The organism is Pseudomonas sp. H9 (genome assembly GCF_004353925.1).
Taxonomy (GTDB): domain Bacteria; phylum Pseudomonadota; class Gammaproteobacteria; order Pseudomonadales; family Pseudomonadaceae; genus Aquipseudomonas.
This window is the reverse complement of sequence record NZ_SMOK01000047.1, coordinates 21,003-39,842: the sequence shown is the minus strand read 5'-3', so window position 1 is coordinate 39,842 and position 18,840 is coordinate 21,003. Positions and strand designations below refer to the sequence as shown.

Genomic DNA, 18,840 nt, shown 5'->3' with positions numbered 1-18,840 from the left:
AGCCCGAGGTGCCTAGAGCACGTGTGGGAGCACAAACTGCCATTCACCGTTGCGCTTTTGCCAGAGCTGGGGTGGACGGTCGAAGGTGAGGCGAGTGCTGTACATAGCCTGCTGGGTGGTAATCCGGCACAACCAGGATTTCAGCGCGCGCTACAGTGCGCTGCTCAAAAGTGGAGCGCCTTGGCGAGAGCAGCTGGCTTGAATGTGCTTCGCTAGCAGCAGGGTAGACACGGTGGGAGCGGGCCTTGACCCGCGATCGGCTGCGCAGCGGCCGTAAACACAGCTGCTTGCAAGGCAACTGACATACCGAGGCGACTGAATTGCTGCCGCTTCGCGCCAGATCGCAGGGCAAGCCAGCTCCCACCGGGAGCTGGCTTCAAGATCGATGGTCACTTCGGGCAAAGCCCTGCAAGACAGCTGCTCCCACAATCTGTGGGAGCGGGCTTGCCCCGCGATCAAATCTCAGTACTCGCTCAGCGAGAACTCAGTCAGGCAGAAGGTCGGAACGCCTGCAGCATTCAGGCGCTGGGAGCCGCTGAGCTCCGGCAAGTCGATAATCGCCGCCGCCTCGAACACCTGCGCCCCCATGCGCCGCACCAGATTGGTGGCTGCCAGCAAGGTGCCGCCGGTGGCGATCAGGTCGTCGAAAATCAGCACCGAATCGCCTTCACACAGGCTGTCGGCATGCACTTCCAGGAACGCTTCACCGTATTCGGTCTGGTAGCCTTCGGCGAGCACATCGGCAGGCAGCTTGCCCTGCTTGCGGAACAGGATCAGTGGTTTGTTCAGTTGGTGGGCGATGATCGAGCCGATCAGAAAGCCGCGCGCGTCCATGGCGCCGATGTGGCTGAACTCGGCCTCGACATAACGCTCGATGAAGGCGTCAGCCACGTGGCGCAGGCCACGGGGCGACTGGAACAACGGCGTGATATCGCGAAAGATCACGCCGGCTTTCGGGAAGTCCGGTACGGGGCGGATCAGGGCTTTGAGGTCGAAGGCGTCGCTGTGCATGAGGCGGGTATCCTGAAATCGAATGCCCGCCAGTATACCCTTATCCTGCGGCCTCAGCTCTCCAGCGCACCGCCGGCCAGCGCACACAGCTGAATCGGGTCAAGGATGTGGATTTCCTTGCCTTCAGCGGCGATCAGGCCATTTTGCTGGAAGCGGGTGAAAACCCGTGAAACAGTTTCCACGGCCAGGCCCAGGTAGTTACCGATTTCGTTGCGCGACATGCTCAGGCGGAACTGGTTGGCCGAATAGCCACGAGCCCGGAAGCGCGCGGACAGGTTGACCAAGAAGGTGGCGATCCGCTCATCGGCGGTTTTCTTCGACAGCAGCAACATCATCTGCTGGTCATCTCGAATCTCGCGGCTCATGACGCGCATCAGCTGGCGACGCAGTTGAGGCAGTTGTACCGACAGCTCATCAAGGCGTTCGAAGGGGATTTCACAGACCGACGTAGTTTCCTGAGCCTGGGCCGATACCGGGTAGGTTTCGGTGTCCATGCCGGACAGGCCGACCAGTTCGCTGGGCAGGTGGAAACCGGTGATCTGCTCTTCACCACTGTCGCTCAAGCTGAAGGTTTTCAGAGCGCCGGAGCGCACCGCGTAGACCGAAGCGAAGTCGTCACCCTGGCGGAACAGAAACTCGCCTTTTTTCAGCGGTCGCCCGCGTTTGACGATCTCATCCAGTGCATCCATGTCTTCCATGTTCAACGACAATGGCAGGCACAGAGGCGCCAGGCTGCAATCCTTGCAATGGGCCTGGTTATGGGGGCGCAGTTTAACTGGCTCGGACATTTCTTCATTCCTTGCTGGAAAGCACACATAAGCCGTAAGGGTAACTCAGGGCATGGGGTTTCGGCCAGCCCGTGTCCGGATAGGGTGGGCTGGTAGAGGTGCGGCTTATCGTCCGACCTCTGTTAAACATAGTGTGCTTTACATTTATTACTGTAAACCGTGTCCGAAGCTGGATCAGATGACGCGGGAAAATTTTTGCTGATTGTGTAGGCCAAGGTAGGCATCAAACACCATACATACCGAACGTACCAGCAGGCGGCCAGCGGGCAGTACCTGGATGCCCTGAGTGCTGAGGTTGATCAGGCCGTCATTGTGCATGGCTTGCAAGTCGGGCCAGAGGTCTTTGAAGTAACCGCGAAAGTCGATGGTGAACTCTTCCTCGATGCTGTCGAAGTCCAATTCGAAATGGCAGATCAGCTGTTGGATCACAGCACGGCGCACGCGGTCGTCAGCGGTGCAGATCAGGCCACGGCTGCTGGCCAGTTGGGCGCTGGACAGGGTGTCCTGGTAGGTATTGAGGTCACTGCTGTTCTGGCAATACAGGTCACCGATCTGGCTGATGGCCGATACGCCCAGGCCAATCAGGTCGCAATGACCGTGAGTGGTGTAGCCCTGAAAGTTACGTTGCAGCGTTGATTCTTCCTGGGCGATGGCCAGTTCGTCGTCGGGCAGAGCGAAATGGTCCATACCGATGTAGCGATAACCGGCTGCGGTCAGTTGCTCGATGGTGCGCTGCAGCATTTCCAGCTTGGCCGAAGGGGCTGGCAGGTCGTTGCTGTCGATGCGTCTTTGCGGCATGAAGCGCTCGGGCAGGTGGGCATAGTTGAACACCGACAGGCGGTCGGGTTGCAGCTTGATGACTTCTTCCACGGTACGGGCAAAGCCTTCCGGGGTTTGTTTGGGCAGGCCGTAGATCAGGTCGAGGTTGATCGAGCGAAATTGCAAGGTGCGGGCCGCGTCGATGATTGCCCGGGTCTGCTCCAGGCTTTGCAGGCGATTGATCGCGCGCTGTACGGCCGGATCGAGATCTTGCACGCCGAGGCTGACGCGGTTGAAACCCAGTTCACGCAGCAGGCCCATGGTCGGCCAGTCGGCTTCACGTGGGTCAATTTCGATGCCGTAATCACCGGAGTCATCGTCGAGCAGGTTGAAGTGCTGACGCAAGCTGGCCATCAGCTGACGCAGTTCGACGTGGCTGAGAAAGGTCGGGGTGCCGCCACCAAAATGCAATTGCTCGACGGTCTGCTTGGGGTCAAGGTGACAGGCGATCAGCTGAATTTCCTGCTCCAGGCGCTGTAGGTACGGCTGGGCGCGGGCGCGGTCTTTGGTGATGACTTTGTTGCAGGCGCAGTAGTAGCAAATGTTGGCGCAGAACGGCACGTGCACGTACAGCGACAACGGGCGCACGGCACGGCGGCTGTCGCGCAAGGCGTGCAGGAGGTCAAAGGAGCCGACTTCGCTGTGCAATTGCACCGCAGTGGGGTAGGAGGTGTAACGTGGGCCAGACAGGTCGTAGCGACGGATCAGGTCGGAGTCCCAACGAAGTGCGTCGAGCATGTGGGCAATCCCCAGAATGAGCAGCAGTGTGCAAAATTCTAGGCGGACATCAGATTTTACATCTTGATTTGCATCAACGTGGCTTCAGTGCCCCATGAGCCAGTGCTGGTGCGGGCCGGGCAGGGTCCAGATACCGAACAGGATCACCAGCAAACCACCGGCGACGCGGATCTGCCGTTTGCGCAGCAAGGCACTGGTACGTTCGGCGGCAAGCCCGGTGGCCAGCAGCACCGGCCAGGTGCCGAGGCCGAAGGCCAGCATCAGTAGGGCGCTGTCGACGGCATTACCCTGGCTGGCGGCCCATAGCAGGGTGCTATAGACCAGGCCACACGGCAGCCAACCCCACAGTGCGCCGAGCAGCAGAGCGCGCGGCCAGCTCGACACTGGCAGCAAGCGGTTGGCGACCGGCTGGATATGCCGCCACAAGCCGCGGCCCAGGCCCTCGATGCGGGTCAGGCCGCTCCACCAGCCGGCCAAGTACAGGCCCATGCTGATCAGCAGTAACCCCGCGACCACACGCATGCCAAGGGCCACCGTGCTGTTGGCCACGGCCCAGCCGGCCAGGCCGAGCAGCAGGCCGGCCAGAGCGTAGCTGGCGATACGCCCCAGGTTGTAGGCCAGCAGCAGGCGGAAGCGACGGCTGCGTTGCTCTTGAGGGATGGCCAGGGTCAGCGCGCCCATCAGGCCGCCGCACATCCCCAGGCAATGGCCGCCGCCCAGCAGGCCGAGGATCAGCGCCGAGCTGAGCAGGGGGAGCAGTTCAAGCACGAGGTGGTGCGCCGTCGTCGGGTTTCTTGCCGTCGGCTTCGTCCATCGCCGCAGTGTGTTGTGGGTCCTGGTCGTCGAACAGGATGCTGTGGGCCGGGCCGTCTAGGTCGTCGTACTGGCCGCTGTCTACCGCCCAGAAAAAAATGTACACAGCGATGGCGACGATCAGCAGCGCGGCCGGAATCATGACGTAAAGCGCAGGCATGTGGGCTCCTGATCAGGCCGTGGCAGGGTCAGAGGTGTGGGTTGCCGGGTCGTTGCTGGCCAGTGCGCTGATGCGGGTCAGGCGCAAGGCGTTGAGCACGACGATCAGCGAACTCACCGACATACCGATCGCGGCCCAGACCGGCGTAATCCAGCCCAGTGCAGCGAACGGCAACATGAGGCCATTATACAGCGCTGCCCACAGCAGGTTTTCGATAATGATGCGCCGCGTGCGTCGGGCCAGGCTGAAGGCCTGGATCAAGGCATCCAGGCGATTGGACAGCAGCACGGCGTCGGCGCTGGTCTTGGCCAGGTCGGTGGCCGATCCCATGGCGATACTGATGTCGGCGGCGGCCAGCACCGGTACGTCGTTGACGCCGTCGCCAAGCATCAGCACTTTGCGTCCCTGTTGTTGCAGGGCCTTGAGTTTTTCCAGCTTGTCGTCGGGGCGCAAGCCGCCGATCGCCTGGTCAATCTGCAGTTCGCTGGCCACGCTGTACACCATGGGCGAACTGTCACCGGACAGCAGCAAAGTCTGCCAGCCGCGGGCGCGGCAGGCAGCGAGCAGGTCGGCGGCGTCGTGGCGCAGGCGGTCATCGAGTACCAGCCAGGCCAGCGCGCCCTGGCTATTGCCCAGCAACAGCCATTGGCCGGGCTCGGCGGGCATCGGCGGTGGTGCTGTGCCGCTCAGGGCGCTCACGAAGCCGGGTTCGCCGATGCGCAGGCGCTGCCCTTGCACCACGCCTTCAAGCCCGAGACCGGGTTCGGCGTGTACTTCATCGGCGGGAATGCTGGCACGGCCGAAGGCGCGGGCAATCGGGTGTTCGGAGCGGTTTTCCAAGGCGGCGGCGAGCATCAGGCACTGATCGGCGTCGGCCTCGGCCAGAGGGCGAATAGCGCGTAACGTCAGACGCCCTTCGGTCAGCGTGCCGGTTTTGTCGAAGATCACCGTGTCGATCTGGTTCAGGCCTTCGAGGACATGGCCGCGGGTCAGCAGCAGGCCGAGTTTGTGCAGGGTGCCAGTGGCAGCGGTGAGTGCCGTCGGGGTGGCCAGCGACAGTGCGCAAGGGCAGGTGGCAACCAGCATCGCCAGTACGATCCAGAACGCCCGTGACGGGTCCAGCTGCCACCACAGCAGGCCAATCCCGGCAGCGGCCACCAGCGAGAACAGCAAGAACCATTGCGAGGCACGGTCGGCGATTTCAGCCAGGCGCGGTTTCTCTGACTGCGCGCGCTCCAGCAGGCGGACGATCGCCGACAGGCGCGTGTCTTGCCCCAGGGCCTGTACTTCGACGGTCAGAGCGCTTTCGATGTTCAGCGTGCCGGCGGTCACGGCATCGCCCGCACGGCGCGGTTGCGGCAGGTATTCGCCGGTGAGCAGCGATTCATCGACACTCGACTGGCCGTTGACGATGCGTCCATCGGCCGGCACTACATGGCCGGGTTGGATCAGCACGCAATCACCCAGTTGCAGCTCGCTGAGCAAGATCCGCTCGCTTTGCCCTGCCGCCCCCAGGCGCAGGCACGAGGCAGGCAACAGGTTGACCAGTTGCGCGGTGGCGGCGGCAGTGCGCTCACGCGCGCGGCGTTCCAAGTAGCGGCCCGTCAGTAGAAACAAGGCGAACATGCCCACTGCGTCGAAATACAACTCGCCACTGCCAGTGATAGCGGTCCAGATACCGGCGCCATAGGCCAGGCCGATCGCCAGCGAGACCGAGACATCCATGGTCAGGTGGCGGGTGCGCAGGTCGCGGGCGGCGCCACGGAAGAAGGGGGCGCAGCTATAGAAAACAATAGGGGTAGTGAGGAACAGTGCGACCCAGCGCAGGATGGTGTGCAACTCCGGGCTCAGGTCGATGTTGAATTCGGGCCAGGTGGCCATGGTCGCCATCATCGCCTGGAACCATAGCAGGCCGGCGACGCCTAGTTGGCGCAGGGCGGTACGGTTTTCGTTGGCCAGTTGTTCGGCGGCACGATCGGCCTGATAAGGGTGGGCGGCATAGCCGATATGGCGCAGCTCGGCCAGCAGGGCGGATAGCGGCAACTGACTGTCGGCCCAGTTGACCTGCAGGCGATGGTTGGACAGGTTCAGACGTGCCTCGGCGACGCCGGGCAGGTTGCGCAGGTGCTTTTCGATCAGCCAGCCACAGGCGGCGCAGCTGATGCCTTCAATCAGCAGGGTGGTTTCGGCCAGTTCGCCACTGTGGCGTACGAAGGGTTTTTGCACGTCGGCGCGGTCATACAGCGCCAGTTCGTCGACCAGTTGCTGGGGCAGGGCCTCGGGGTTGGCGCTGGCTTCGCTGCGGTGCTGGTAATAGCTTTCCAGGTTTCCGGCAACAATGGCTTCGGCCACCGCCTGGCAGCCTGGGCAGCAGAACAGCCGGGGCTGGCCGAGTACCACGGCGGTGAAGTGGCTGCCAGCAGGGACGGGCAGGGCGCAGTGATAGCAAGGCGTGGGGCTGGTCATGGCGATCTATCGTAAGGTCTGAGGAACTGATCGCGGGGCAAGCCCGCTCCCACGTGGGAGCGGACTTGCCCCGCGATCAATGACGACTCATTTTTCGAGGTGTTCAGCCCCTTGCAGCGCTTCATCACCCAGCTGCAGGGTGACGTCATGGCCTACCTGTTCTTCTTCGAACAGGCGCCAGACATGCTCGTTCTCACTGCCGAGCAGTTCGACGAAGCGACGCCCTTCGACCCTGTCGGTCAGCTGACCAACATAGCGTCCGGCTTCGCTGGCGCTCTGGGCCAGGATGACCCGGCGGTCCTTCTCTGGCTGCGTTGGCGAGATCAGGTTCAGCTCCAGGGTTTTCGGCTGGCTGTTGCCGCTCAGGCGCAGTTCAACTTCACCGGTCAGCTCGTCAAGGTGCACGCTGGCCTTGAGGTTGAGGTTCTGGGCCAGCAGTTCACGGTCGAGCGAGCGGTTGATGCCTTTGCCCGCCTCGTAGTAGTTGTCGTTGACCAGATTGTCTGGGTTGTTCACCGCAATAGTGACCATAGTCAGGCTCAGGGTCACCGAGGTGGCCAGCACCCCGATGATGATCCACGGCCAGAGGTGCTTGTACCAGGGGCTTGCGGCGGTTGCAGAAGGCATAGGCTCAGTCTCTTATCGAATTTGTGGGCCGATGAAACGGCTCTTGGCTTCAACCTGGGTGGCGCTGTCGTCGGCGTCCTTGAGGATGAAGGTCACTTCGTTGGTGCTCGATGGCAGTTTTTCCGGGGCCATCGACAGTTGTACTGGCAGGCTGACAATGTCGCCGGCCGCGACGCGGATTTCTTTCGCGCCTTCCAGCTTGAGGTCCGGCAGGCCGGCCGCTTCAAGCACGTAAACGTGGTCGCGTTGGTCTTTGTTCATGACCTTCAGGCTGTAGACGTTTTCGATCCGGCCCATCGCGTTTTCGCGGTACAGCACGCGGTCTTTGCTGACATCGAAGCCTACCAGCGGACGCAGGATGAAGGCGCTGGTGAGCAGGGTAATCATGGCCAGCAACACCACCGCATAGCCGATCAGGCGCGGGCGCAGCATATGGGTCTTCTGCCCCGACAGGTTGTGTTCAGTGGTGTAGCTGATCAGGCCTTTGGGGTAGTTCATCTTGTCCATGATCGAATCGCAGGCGTCGATGCAGGCGGCGCAGCCAATGCACTCGATCTGCAAGCCGTCACGGATGTCGATGCCGGTCGGGCACACCTGGACGCACATGGTGCAGTCGATGCAGTCACCGAGCCCTTTGGCTTTGTAGTCGATGTCTTTTTTGCGTGGGCCGCGGGTTTCGCCACGACGCGGATCGTAGGAAACGATCAGGGTGTCTTTGTCGAACATCACGCTCTGGAAACGGGCATAAGGGCACATGTAAATGCACACCTGCTCACGCAACCAACCGGCGTTGCCGTAGGTAGCCAGGGTGAAGAAACCGACCCAGAAATAAGCCCAGCCGTCGGCCTGGCCGGTGAAGAACTCGACGACCAGCTCGCGGATTGGCGAGAAATAGCCGACGAAGGTCATGCCGGTGACAAAGCCGATCACCAGCCACAGGCTGTGCTTGGCCAGCTTGCGCAGGAACTTGTTGGCGCTCATCGGCGCCTTGTCGAGTTTCATGCGTTGGTTACGGTCACCTTCAGTGACCTTCTCGCACCACATGAAAATCCAGGTCCATACACTCTGCGGGCAGGTGTAGCCGCACCAGACCCGGCCTGCGAATACGGTGATGAAGAACAGACCAAAGGCGGCAACGATCAACAGGCCTGAAAGCAGGATGAAATCCTGGGGCCAGATGGTCGCGCCAAAGATGTAGAACTTGCGCTCTGGCAGGTTCCACCAGACCGCCTGGTGATTACCCCAATTCAGCCACACCGTACCGAAGTACAGCAGGAACAGGACAGCGCCACCGACCATGCGCAAATTGCGGAAAATGCCGGTGAAGGCTCGGGTGTAGATTTTTTCCCGAGACGCGTAAAGATCGACGCCGTCTTTATTCTTATTGGCAGGCGGGGTGACATCATGTACAGGAATCTGCTTGCTCATCATTGAGTCCCACGGCAGTGGAAGAGTGCCACGATCAGTACGTGCCGATCGCAGTCAGACGTTTATGCTGCTCTAGGTCGGATAATACGCCTGTAGTGGCAACATGGGGCACGGCTGCGACTTTTAGTCGCGTTGGGTTTGCCTGATGATTAGTGTAGTGGGCGTGTCAATTGATCTGGGTCATGCAGGCAGCTTGCCAGTGGTTTGTGGGAGCGGGCTTGCTGTGGGAGCGGGCTTGCCCCGCGATGCGGTGTGACAGATCAAACCGCAATCGCGGGGCAAGCCCGCTCCTACAGATACAAGTTGTATAAAAAAGCCCCGGCAGTCTGCACTGACGGGGCTTCGCGCTACCGGACGAATTACTTCGCTTCGGTAGCCTTATCTTCTTGGTGCGACAGGCTGTAGACATAGGCGGCCAGCAGGTGGACCTTGTCATTGCCCTGGATCGCTTCCTGAGCAGGCATCTGGCCTTGACGGCCGTAACGGATGGTCTGCTGCAGTTGCGCGAAGCTCGAACCGTAAATGAACGCCTGCGGATGGGTCAGGTTAGGTGCACCCATGGCCGGGGTACCTTTACCTTCAGGACCGTGGCAGGCCACGCAGTTGGCGGCAAACAGCTTCTGGCCATTGGCTGCGTCAGCTTTGGCGCCTTCTGGCAGCTTGCGGCCGTCCAGGTTGGTCAGCACGTAAGCGGCGACGTCGGCAACGCCTTGTTCGCCGATTACTTCCGCCCAGGCCGGCATCACGCCATGGCGACCACCCATGATGGTGGCTTTGATGGTTTGCGGGTCGCCGCCCCAGCGCCAGTCGTTGTCGGTCAGGTTAGGGAAGCCGTAGGAACCCTTGGCATCGGAACCGTGGCACACCGAGCAGTTGGAAGCGAAAAGACGGCCGCCCATTTTCAGGGCTTGCGGGTCTTTGGCGACTTCTTCAATCGGCATGGCTGCAAATTTGGCGAAAATCGGCCCAAATTTGGCATCTGCACGGAGCATTTCCTTTTCCCACTCGTGCACGCCAGTCCAGCCTTCCTGGCCGTTGGCGAACTCGGTTTTCTTCTCGTTATCCAGGTACTGGTAGCCTGGCAACACGCCTTTCCAGTTACCCAGGCCTGGGTACAGCACCAGGTAGCCGAGGGCGAAAACGATGGTGCCGACGAACAGCCAGAACCACCACTGGGGCAGCGGGTTGTCGTACTCTTCGATGCCATCGTAGGCATGGCCTACGGTTTCTTCGGTGATATCGCTGCGTTGTCCCTTGCGGGTGGACAGCAGCAGCCAGGTCAGGGCGAAGATGGTGCCCAGACTCAAAACGGTGACGTACAGACTCCAGAAGGTAGTCATTCGTTGTTACTCCTAGACGCTTTCGCTTGCGCTTGCTCGACGTGCTTGCTGGCTTCGGGATCATCCGCGAAGGGCAGCATGGTCGCTTCGTCGAACTCGGACTTGCGCCGAGAACTGAACACCCACAACGCCAGGCCGATGAAGGCCACCATCACGACGACGGTGCCCAGGCCACGAATCATCCCGATATCCATCAATGTCACCGTTTGCTTTTGATGATGGTGCCCAGGCCTTGCAGGTAGGCAACCAGGGCGTCCATTTCAGTCTTGCCCTTGACTGCGTCGCGGGCACCGGCGATGTCTTCATCGGTGTACGGCGTGCCGAGGGTGCGCAGGACTTCCATCTTCTTGACCGTGTCTTTGCCGTCGAGCTTGTTTTCTACCAGCCATGGGTAGGCCGGCATTTTCGACTCAGGCACGACGTTGCGCGGGTTGTACAGGTGAGCACGGTGCCAGTCGTCGGAGTAACGACCGCCAACACGGGCCAGGTCCGGGCCGGTACGCTTGGAACCCCACAGGAACGGGTGGTCCCAGACGCTTTCACCGGCCACCGAGTAGTGGCCATAGCGCTCGGTTTCAGCACGGAACGGACGAATCATCTGCGAGTGGCACTGAACGCAGCCTTCACGGATGTAAATGTCACGGCCTTCCAGTTCCAGCGCGGTGCGCGGCTTCATGCCTTCGACCGGCTTGTTGGTAACGTCCTGGAAGAACAGCGGGACGATTTGGGTCAGGCCGCCGATACTCACGGCGATGACCATGAAGAAGGCCAGCAGGCCGATATTCTTCTCGACTACTTCATGCTTCATCAGTGGGCTCCCACGACAGCGATCTGAGCGGCGGCTTCAGCTTCGGCCGGCTTCGAGGCGCGGACGGTGCGGAACACGTTGTAGGCCATCAGCAACATGCCGGAGGCGAAGAACGCACCACCCAGGGCGCGGACCATAAAGCCCGGATGGCTGGCTTGCAGCGCTTCAACGAAGGAGTAGGTGAGGGTGCCGTCGTCGTTGATTGCACGCCACATCAGGCCTTGGGTAATGCCGTTGACCCACATCGAGGCGATGTACAGAACGGTACCGATGGTAGCCAGCCAGAAGTGCGCGTTGATCAGGCCGATGCTGTGCATCTGCTCGCGGCCGTAGACTTTCGGGATCAGGTGGTACAGGGCGCCGATCGAGATCATTGCTACCCAGCCCAAGGCGCCGGCGTGTACGTGGCCAACGGTCCAGTCGGTGTAGTGCGACAGCGAGTTGACGGTCTTGATCGCCATCATCGGACCTTCGAAGGTCGACATGCCGTAGAACGCCAGCGATACCACGAGGAAACGCAGGATCGGGTCGGTGCGCAGCTTATGCCAGGCGCCCGACAGGGTCATCATGCCGTTGATCATGCCGCCCCAGCTTGGTGCCAGCAGAATGATCGACATGGCCATGCCCAGCGATTGTGCCCAGTCTGGCAGGGCGGTGTAGTGCAGGTGGTGCGGGCCAGCCCAGATGTACAGAGTGATCAGTGCCCAGAAGTGCACGATCGACAGGCGATACGAGTAGATCGGACGCTCAGCCTGCTTGGGTACGAAGTAGTACATCATGCCCAGGAAGCCGGTGGTCAGGAAGAAGCCCACGGCGTTGTGGCCGTACCACCACTGGATCATCGCGTCGGTTGCACCCGAGTAAGCCGAGTACGACTTGAACAGGCTGACCGGCAGCGACATGTGGTTGACGATGTGCAGCATCGCAGTCACGACAATGAAGGCACCGTAGAACCAGTTACCTACATAGATGTGCTTGGTCTTGCGCTTGACGATGGTGCCGAAGAACACCACACCGTAGGTGACCCAGACAATGGCCAGCAAAATGGCGATCGGCCATTCCAGCTCGGCGTATTCCTTGGTCGTGGTGTAACCCAGTGGCAGGGTAATGAGCGCACCGACGATCACCGCTTGCCAACCCCAGAAGGTGAAGGCCGCGAGGCTATCGGAAATCAGTCGCGTCTGGCAGGTACGCTGCACCACATAATAGGAAGTGGCAAACAGCGCACAACCACCGAAGGCGAAAATCACCAAGTTGGTGTGCAGTGGGCGAAGGCGTCCAAAACTCGTCCATGGCAGGTCCAGGTTCAGCTGGGGCCATACCAATTGCGAGGCGATGAAGACTCCAAGCCCCATGCCAAGGATCCCCCAGACCACCGTCATGATGGCGAACTGGCGGACGACCTTATAGTTATAAGCAGTCGGACTGATTGCTGTGCTCATTCTAAGGTTCCACGGTTTGGGTGTTTTTGTAGGTTAAAAAATCGGCGCAAGTATGTATAAACCGTGTGGTTATTGCAACGCGATGGCTCCCGCGCCGACCCTTGCCAAAGCCCGGTTTACTGCTGTTCCGGGCTCTGTTGGCGGACAAAGTGTACACAATTATCTGATTGATATGTGTACTGTTATTCATCTTTTCTTGTCCAATCGGTCAGGCTTGTTGTGCCCCGTCTCCGTTTCCGGCCACTGGGGTACAAAGAGGTCGAGCCGATCCCATCTGCCTTTGCACGCATTCTTCAACAGTCACGACCGATCAAGGGATTTCACGGTCCCTGGCTGACGGTCGCTGTGGCAACAAGCTTAGTTCCGATCAGGGCGGCTGCAAGGCGGGGCGGCGGGGGAGGTGCGACACTTGGTCGCAAGGGGGAAAGGGAACCGCCGCATCCGGAGGGATGCGGCGGTTTGAGTCAAGGCTCAGTTACGCGGTCGTTTTACTTGGCAGACAGGTTTTCGCTCTGGCCTGCTTCATCCTGCGACAGGCTGTAGACATACGCGGCCAGCAGGTGGACTTTATCGTTGCCTTGGATCGCTTCCTGCGCAGGCATCTGGCCTTGACGGCCGTAACGGATAGTCTGTTGCAGCTGGGCGAAACTCGAACCGTAGATGAACGCTTGCGGGTGAGTCAGGTCCGGTGCGCCCATCGCCGGTGTGCCTTTACCTTCAGGGCCGTGGCAAGCCACACAGTTGGCTGCGAAGAGCTTCTCGCCATTGGCCACATCGGCCTTGGTACCTTCCGGCAGTTTGCGGCCATCGAGGTTGGTCAGAACGAAGCCGGCGACGTCAGCCACACCTTGCTCGCCAATCACTTCGGCCCAAGCTGGCATGACGCCGTGGCGGCCGTTCATGATCGACTGTTTGATGGTGTCCGGGTCACCGCCCCAGCGCCAGTCCTTGTCGGTCAGGTTAGGGAAGCCGTAGGCACCCTTGGCGTCGGAGCCGTGGCACACCGAGCAGTTGGAGGCGAACAGGCGGCCACCCATTTTCAGCGCTTGCGGGTCTTTGGCTACTTCCTCAACCGGCATGGCGGCGAACTTGGCGAAGATCGGACCAAACTTGGCATCAGCCCTGTCCATTTCCTTTTGCCATTCGTTCACCTGAGTCCAGCCGTCCTGATAGCCCGGCAGGATGCCTTTCCAGTTACCCAGGCCCGGGTAGAGGATCAGGTAGCCCACCGAGAACACCAGGGTGCCGACGAACAGCCAGAACCACCATTTGGGCAGCGGGTTGTCGTACTCCTCGATGCCGTCGAAGCTGTGGCCCATGGTCTGGTCGCCGCCGTTGGGCTTTTCGCCCTTGCGCGTGGCCAGCAGCAGCCAGGTCAAGCCGATCAGGCTGCCGATGGTCAGTACGCTGATGTACGTACTCCAGAAGGTGGTCATTGCCCGTTACTCCTCGGTGCGGGTTCGTTGGCGACAGGTGCCAGGCGGTCATCGGCGAATGGCAGCAGGCTTGCCTCGGCAAACTCGCGGTCACGCCGCCGGTTGAACACCCACAGCGACAGGCCGATGAAGGCGATGGCCACCAGGAGGGTGCCCAGGCCGCGCAGCTGGCCGATATCCAGTGTGAAGTCCATGGCCCTTACCTCTTGTTCTTGATCGCGGTGCCGAGCACCTGCAGGTAGGCGACCAGCGCATCCATCTCGGTCTTGCCCTTGATCGATTCCACGGCACCGCTGATATCGGCGTCGGTGTAAGGCACGCCGAGGGTGCGCATGGTGCGCAGCTTGGTTTCGGTATGGCTGCTGTCTACCGGGCTTGCGACCAGCCATGGGTAAGCCGGCATCTTCGACTCAGGCACGACGTTGCGCGGGTTGTACAAGTGAGCGCGGTGCCAGTCATCGGAGTAGCGGCCGCCGACACGGGCCAGGTCCGGGCCGGTACGCTTGGAACCCCACAGGAATGGGTGATCCCAAACGCTCTCACCGGCGACCGAGTAGTGGCCGTAGCGCTCGGTTTCAGCGCGGAACGGACGGATCATCTGCGAGTGGCACTGCACGCAACCTTCACGGATATAGATGTCGCGGCCTTCCAGTTGCAGCGCGGTGTACGGCTTCATGCCTTCGACCGGCTTGTTGGTGACGTCCTGGAAGAACAGCGGGACGATCTGGGTCAGGCCGCCGATGCTCACGGCAAACACCATCAGCAGCACCAGCAGGAAGACGTTCTTCTCGATTACTTCGTGTTTCATCTCGATCTCCTCAGGCCAGTTGCGCGGCGGCAGGGGCAGGCGCAGTCGCGGCCACCGGGGCACGCACAGTGCGCCAGGTGTTGTAGGCCATCAGCAGCATGCCAGCGAGGAAGATCGCCCCGCCGACGAAGCGCACGATGAAGCCAGGGTGGCTGGCCACCAGGGTTTCGACGAAGGAGTAGGTCAGCGTGCCGTCGGCGTTGACTGCGCGCCACATCAGGCCCTGGGCAATACCGTTGACCCACATCGAGGCGATGTAGAGCACGGTGCCGATAGTGGCCAGCCAGAAGTGCGCGTTGATCAGGCCCAGGCTGTACATCTGCTCGCGGCCGAAGACTTTCGGGATCATGTGGTACAGGGCGCCGATCGAAATCATCGCTACCCAGCCCAAGGCGCCAGCGTGTACGTGGCCGATGGTCCAGTCGGTGTAGTGCGACAGGGCGTTGACGGTCTTGATCGCCATCATCGGACCTTCAAAGGTCGACATGCCGTAGAACGCCAGGGAAACCACGAGGAAACGCAGGATCGGGTCGCTGCGCAGCTTATGCCAGGCGCCCGACAAGGTCATCATGCCGTTGATCATGCCGCCCCAGCTCGGAGCCAGGAGGATCAGCGACATGATCATGCCCAGCGACTGCGCCCAGTCTGGCAGAGCGGTGTAGTGCAAGTGGTGCGGGCCGGCCCAGATGTACAGGGTGATCAGCGCCCAGAAGTGCACGATCGACAGGCGATAGGAATACACCGGACGCTCAGCCTGCTTGGGCACGAAGTAGTACATCATCCCCAGGAAGCCGGCGGTCAGGAAGAAGCCCACGGCGTTGTGGCCGTACCACCACTGCACCATGGCGTCAGTGGCGCCGCTGTACAGCGAGTAGGACTTGGTCAGGCTGACCGGTACTTCCAGGTTGTTGACGATATGCAGGATCGCCACGGTGATGATGAACGCACCGAAGAACCAGTTACCGACATAGATGTGCTTGGTGGTGCGCTTGAGCAGGGTGCCGAAGAACACCACGGCGTACGCGACCCAGACGATGGTGATCAGGATATCGATCGGCCATTCCAGTTCGGCGTATTCCTTGGAGCTGGTATAACCCAGTGGCAGAGTGACTGCAGCGAGCACGATCACCAATTGCCAGGCCCAGAAGGTGAACGAGGCAAGGCGTGGTGAGAACAGGGTGGTCTGGCAGGTTCGCTGGACCGAATAGTACGAAGCGGCAAACAGCGCGCAACCGCCAAAGGCGAAGATTACTGCGTTGGTGTGCAGCGGGCGTAGACGTCCGAAGCTGGTCCAGGGGAGGTCGAAGTTGAGCGAAGGCCAGACGAGTTGCGCGGCAAGAAAAACGCCGAGCCCCATCCCGACGATTCCCCACACCACCGTCATAATGGCGAATTGGCGGACCACCTTGTAGTTGTAGGCGGTACTGCTGGTTGTGTTCATGTATGGGTTCCCATCCACGGTTATAGGCAGGCTAAATAGCGAGGCAAGCATGAGTAATGGGCAATTGGCCGGTATTGACGGGGATCAATGGCGGCACTTGATCGAACGGCACGGCTGGCGCTGGAATGCCCCGCAAAATCAGGAGGATGGCGCGCATTTGTGTTGCCTGATCTTGGCCCATGGCGCGGGTGCTCCGATGGACAGCGCGTTCATGGAAGAAATGGCGCAAAGGCTGGCGGCACAAGGGCTGGGGGTGTTGCGCTTTGAGTTTCCTTACATGGCGCAGCGCCGTCTTGATGGTGGCAAAAGGCCTCCAAATCCACAGGCAAAGCTGCTGGAATGCTGGCGTGAGGTGTATCAGCAGGTGCGACCATTGGTCACTGGGACGTTGGCCATTGGTGGCAAGTCAATGGGCGGGCGGATGGCCAGTTTGTTGGCTGATGAGTTGGGGGCAGATGCACTGGTGTGTCTGGGGTATCCCTTCTATGCCGCGGGTAAACCGGAGAAGCCGCGCGTCGCGCATCTGGCCGAGCTGAAAACGCCGACGCTGATCGTTCAGGGCGAGCGGGATGCGTTGGGCAATCGGCAGGCGGTGGAAGGTTATGTGTTATCGCCGGCGATTGAACTGTGTTGGCTGGAGGCGGGGGACCATGACCTGAAGCCATTGAAGGCTTCGGGGTTCAGCCATAGTGATCACCTGCAGACGGCTGCAGATCGAATCATGGCATTTGTGTGCTAATGCATCGCGGGGCAAGCCCGCTCCCACAAAGCCTGTAGGAGCGGGTTTGCCCCGCGATGGGTTTAACTGATCAGCCGCGATACTCGCACAGGTAAGCAGTATCGACCGCCACTTTCAGTTGGAACTTGCTGTTGGCCGGCACATTGAACTGGCTGCCTGCCGAAAAGGTTTCCCAGTTGTCGCTGTCGGGAAGTTTGACGGTCAGGGCGCCAGACACCACGTGCATGATCTCGCGTTGGGCGGTGCCGAATTCGTACTCGCCGGGGGCCATCACGCCGACTGTGGCCGGCCCTTCGGCGGTGCCGAAGGCGATCGACTTGACGGTGCCATCAAAGTACTCGTTGACCTTAAACATGGGCGACTCCTGAAAAGGGGCTGAAAAGGTTGGCCAGTATGCCCAAGGCGCCTGGCGCCGTCATCCGCTTTCAGGTGCCGTTGGCGGGCAGGCTCAGTGGCAGCAAGCGTGCGGTATTGCGGGCATCTTCCAGGGCGCGGTGTTGCTGCCCGCAAAACTGCAGGCCAGCCAGTTGCAAGGCGCCGTTGAGGCCCAGTGGACGTTGGAGTTGGCGGGCTTTGGCAAAACGCTGCTTGAGGTTGATGTGCGGCAGGTCGGCGAGCAGGCTGTGCAGTTGATGCTGTTGCCACTCTTGCAGCAGTTGCTGGCGGTCGTAGTCGCCCCAGCTGACCCAGGCTTGCAGGTGCCCCCGGTGATGGCTGATCCAGCGCTCGAACTGCCCCCAGACTTCGCTGAAGGGGGCTGCGGCGTCGACGCTGGCCTGGCTGATATGCGTCAGTTCCCGGCAGAAGGGGGTAAGTTGCGGGCGCCGCCGCGGTTTGACAAAACGTTGAAAATGATCGACCTCCCGGCCTTGTCGATTGACCAGCGTTGCACCAATTTCGATGACTTCCATATCTGTGACCGGCCAACCCCCATCATCTGTGGTTGCTTCCAGGTCGATCACCAGCCAATGCCCCATAGTTAGTTTCCTTGCAAGACTCGCTAGAGCGTAGCCAAACTTGAGCGCTTGGGGTATCCCTGGCGTATTGCCAGTGGCAATTTGGCATAATCGATAGTTGTGCCGCGTCTTGAAAACGCCTAGCTTAGGCGCAACCCGGTTCAAACCCGCAAAGAGTGTGTAGCTTTGAGTCCAACGCCCACGCCGCAGACTATGCCATTGCTGTTGATGCTCGCCATGCTGTGGCTGGCGCCGATGGCCCAAGCGTTCGACGAAATCGAAGTCAAGATCGGGGCGGCGCATTTCCCTCCTTATACTGTACGTCCCGAAAAGGGTGCCGAGACCGGGCTGTTGCCACAGTTGGTCGAGGCGTTGAACAACTCCCAGCAACACTACCGTTTCGTCCTGGTGCCCACCTCGATCCCGCGGCGCTTTGGTGATTTGCGTCAGGGGCGTACCGACATGGCGATCTTCGAGAATCCGCAGTGGGGTTGGCAGGGGATCGAGCACGAAGCGGTCGACATGGGCCTGGAAGACGCCGAAGTGTTTGTCACCCGAAATCAACCGGACCGTGATGAGCGTTATTTCGCCGACCTTCGTGGCAAGCGCCTGGCCTTGTACAGTGGCTTTCACTACGCCTTCGCCGACTTCAACCCCGACCCGCAGTTTCTGGCCGAGCATTACAACGCCACACTGACCTATTCTCACGACAGCAACCTGCTGATGGTGCAGCGCGGTCGGGCGGATATCGCCTTGGTCACGCGCTCCTACCTCAGCGAATTTTTGGTGCGTAACCCGAAAAGCAGCGGGCAGTTGCTGACCTCTCAACGGATCGATCAGGTTTATCACCATTACGCCTTGTTGCGTCCGGGAGCGCCGATCAGTGCTCAGGCTTTCGCCGACCTGATGCAGCAGCTGCGTGACAACGGCGAACTGCTGCGTATTTTCCAGCCCTATCGCATCAGCGTGATTACCCCACCAGCCCCCTAAATTTCCGGCTCACGGTCACGTTCACAAAGG

General features: G+C 60.6%; 20 protein-coding genes. 2 read left to right on the top strand and 18 right to left on the bottom strand.

The genetic code is table 11. The annotated features are described in order from the left end of the window. Positions 1–462 precede the first annotated feature (462 nt). The 16 genes from E1573_RS24960 to ccoN (E1573_RS24885) all read right to left on the bottom strand — a co-directional run bounded on the left by E1573_RS24960 (position 463) and on the right by ccoN (E1573_RS24885) (position 16,125). Positions 463–1,011 (bottom strand): adenine phosphoribosyltransferase, encoded by a 549-nt coding sequence (locus E1573_RS24960; RefSeq protein ID WP_133217214.1) that lies wholly within the window; start codon positions 1,009–1,011, stop codon positions 463–465. A 53-nt stretch (positions 1,012–1,064) separates the two neighbouring features. Further along, the gene (fnrA, locus tag E1573_RS24955) at positions 1,065–1,799 is read right to left on the bottom strand and encodes a Crp/Fnr family transcriptional regulator FnrA (RefSeq protein ID WP_133217213.1); all 735 of its coding nucleotides are present in this window, start codon (positions 1,797–1,799) and stop codon (positions 1,065–1,067) included. A gap of 174 nt (positions 1,800–1,973) precedes the next feature. Next, the gene (gene hemN / locus E1573_RS24950; protein WP_133217212.1) at positions 1,974–3,356 is read right to left on the bottom strand and encodes an oxygen-independent coproporphyrinogen III oxidase; all 1,383 of its coding nucleotides are present in this window, start codon (positions 3,354–3,356) and stop codon (positions 1,974–1,976) included. 84 nt (positions 3,357–3,440) lie between these two features. After that, the gene (locus E1573_RS24945) at positions 3,441–4,124 is read right to left on the bottom strand and encodes a sulfite exporter TauE/SafE family protein (RefSeq protein WP_133217211.1); all 684 of its coding nucleotides are present in this window, start codon (positions 4,122–4,124) and stop codon (positions 3,441–3,443) included. After that, complete coding sequence (gene ccoS / locus E1573_RS24940) at positions 4,117–4,329, bottom strand: cbb3-type cytochrome oxidase assembly protein CcoS (RefSeq protein WP_028945394.1); 213 nt, start codon at positions 4,327–4,329, stop codon at positions 4,117–4,119. Before ccoS ends, E1573_RS24945 begins: the two co-directional genes overlap by 8 nt. A gap of 12 nt (positions 4,330–4,341) precedes the next feature. Then, positions 4,342–6,795: a heavy metal translocating P-type ATPase gene (locus E1573_RS24935; RefSeq protein ID WP_133217210.1), complete on the bottom strand. Its 2,454-nt coding sequence runs from the start codon at positions 6,793–6,795 to the stop codon at positions 4,342–4,344. 87 nt (positions 6,796–6,882) lie between these two features. After that, entirely contained in the window at positions 6,883–7,422 is a 540-nt protein-coding gene (locus E1573_RS24930; protein WP_133217209.1) for a FixH family protein, read from the bottom strand. Between the two features lie 12 nt (positions 7,423–7,434). Next, positions 7,435–8,850: a cytochrome c oxidase accessory protein CcoG gene (gene ccoG / locus E1573_RS24925; protein WP_133217208.1), complete on the bottom strand. Its 1,416-nt coding sequence runs from the start codon at positions 8,848–8,850 to the stop codon at positions 7,435–7,437. Between the two features lie 359 nt (positions 8,851–9,209). Next, a complete protein-coding gene (ccoP, locus tag E1573_RS24920) occupies positions 9,210–10,190 on the bottom strand; it encodes a cytochrome-c oxidase, cbb3-type subunit III (RefSeq protein ID WP_133217206.1) in 981 nt (326 codons plus the stop codon). Then, the gene (locus tag E1573_RS24915; protein WP_010225992.1) at positions 10,187–10,384 is read right to left on the bottom strand and encodes a CcoQ/FixQ family Cbb3-type cytochrome c oxidase assembly chaperone; all 198 of its coding nucleotides are present in this window, start codon (positions 10,382–10,384) and stop codon (positions 10,187–10,189) included. The genes ccoP (E1573_RS24920) and E1573_RS24915 overlap by 4 nt, the downstream gene beginning before the upstream one ends. A 5-nt stretch (positions 10,385–10,389) precedes the next feature. Continuing rightward, positions 10,390–10,998 carry a cytochrome-c oxidase, cbb3-type subunit II gene (ccoO, locus tag E1573_RS24910; RefSeq protein ID WP_036994387.1) on the bottom strand — a complete coding sequence of 203 codons (609 nt, stop codon included), beginning with the start codon at positions 10,996–10,998 and terminating at the stop codon, positions 10,390–10,392. Then, positions 10,998–12,440, bottom strand: coding sequence for a cytochrome-c oxidase, cbb3-type subunit I (ccoN, locus tag E1573_RS24905; protein WP_133217204.1), 1,443 nt, complete (start codon positions 12,438–12,440; stop codon positions 10,998–11,000). Before ccoN (E1573_RS24905) ends, ccoO (E1573_RS24910) begins: the two co-directional genes overlap by 1 nt. A 488-nt stretch (positions 12,441–12,928) precedes the next feature. After that, positions 12,929–13,876, bottom strand: coding sequence for a cytochrome-c oxidase, cbb3-type subunit III (gene ccoP, locus E1573_RS24900; protein ID WP_133217202.1), 948 nt, complete (start codon positions 13,874–13,876; stop codon positions 12,929–12,931). Continuing rightward, positions 13,873–14,070, bottom strand: a complete 198-nt coding sequence (locus tag E1573_RS24895; protein ID WP_133217200.1) for a cbb3-type cytochrome c oxidase subunit 3 — start codon at positions 14,068–14,070, stop codon at positions 13,873–13,875. The genes ccoP (E1573_RS24900) and E1573_RS24895 overlap by 4 nt, the downstream gene beginning before the upstream one ends. 5 nt (positions 14,071–14,075) lie before the next feature. Next, positions 14,076–14,684 carry a cytochrome-c oxidase, cbb3-type subunit II gene (ccoO, locus tag E1573_RS24890; protein WP_038613174.1) on the bottom strand — a complete coding sequence of 203 codons (609 nt, stop codon included), beginning with the start codon at positions 14,682–14,684 and terminating at the stop codon, positions 14,076–14,078. A gap of 10 nt (positions 14,685–14,694) precedes the next feature. Further along, positions 14,695–16,125 carry a cytochrome-c oxidase, cbb3-type subunit I gene (ccoN, locus tag E1573_RS24885; protein ID WP_133217198.1) on the bottom strand — a complete coding sequence of 477 codons (1,431 nt, stop codon included), beginning with the start codon at positions 16,123–16,125 and terminating at the stop codon, positions 14,695–14,697. 49 nt (positions 16,126–16,174) lie between these two features. Here ccoN (E1573_RS24885) and E1573_RS24880 point away from each other — a divergent pair, with 49 nt between their 5' ends. Next, positions 16,175–16,864: an alpha/beta family hydrolase gene (locus E1573_RS24880; RefSeq protein ID WP_133217516.1), complete on the top strand. Its 690-nt coding sequence runs from the start codon at positions 16,175–16,177 to the stop codon at positions 16,862–16,864. Positions 16,865–16,934: 70 nt separating this feature from the next. Here E1573_RS24880 and E1573_RS24875 read toward each other — a convergent pair whose 3' ends face one another. Then, positions 16,935–17,219, bottom strand: a complete 285-nt coding sequence (locus E1573_RS24875) for a pyrimidine/purine nucleoside phosphorylase (RefSeq protein WP_010225980.1) — start codon at positions 17,217–17,219, stop codon at positions 16,935–16,937. 70 nt (positions 17,220–17,289) lie between these two features. Further along, positions 17,290–17,841 (bottom strand): exonuclease domain-containing protein, encoded by a 552-nt coding sequence (locus E1573_RS24870; protein WP_133217197.1) that lies wholly within the window; start codon positions 17,839–17,841, stop codon positions 17,290–17,292. A 192-nt stretch (positions 17,842–18,033) separates the two neighbouring features. Between E1573_RS24870 and E1573_RS24865 the strand changes: the two genes are divergently transcribed. After that, the gene (locus E1573_RS24865; protein WP_371925234.1) at positions 18,034–18,810 is read left to right on the top strand and encodes a substrate-binding periplasmic protein; all 777 of its coding nucleotides are present in this window, start codon (positions 18,034–18,036) and stop codon (positions 18,808–18,810) included. The last annotated feature ends 30 nt before the right edge of the window (positions 18,811–18,840 follow it).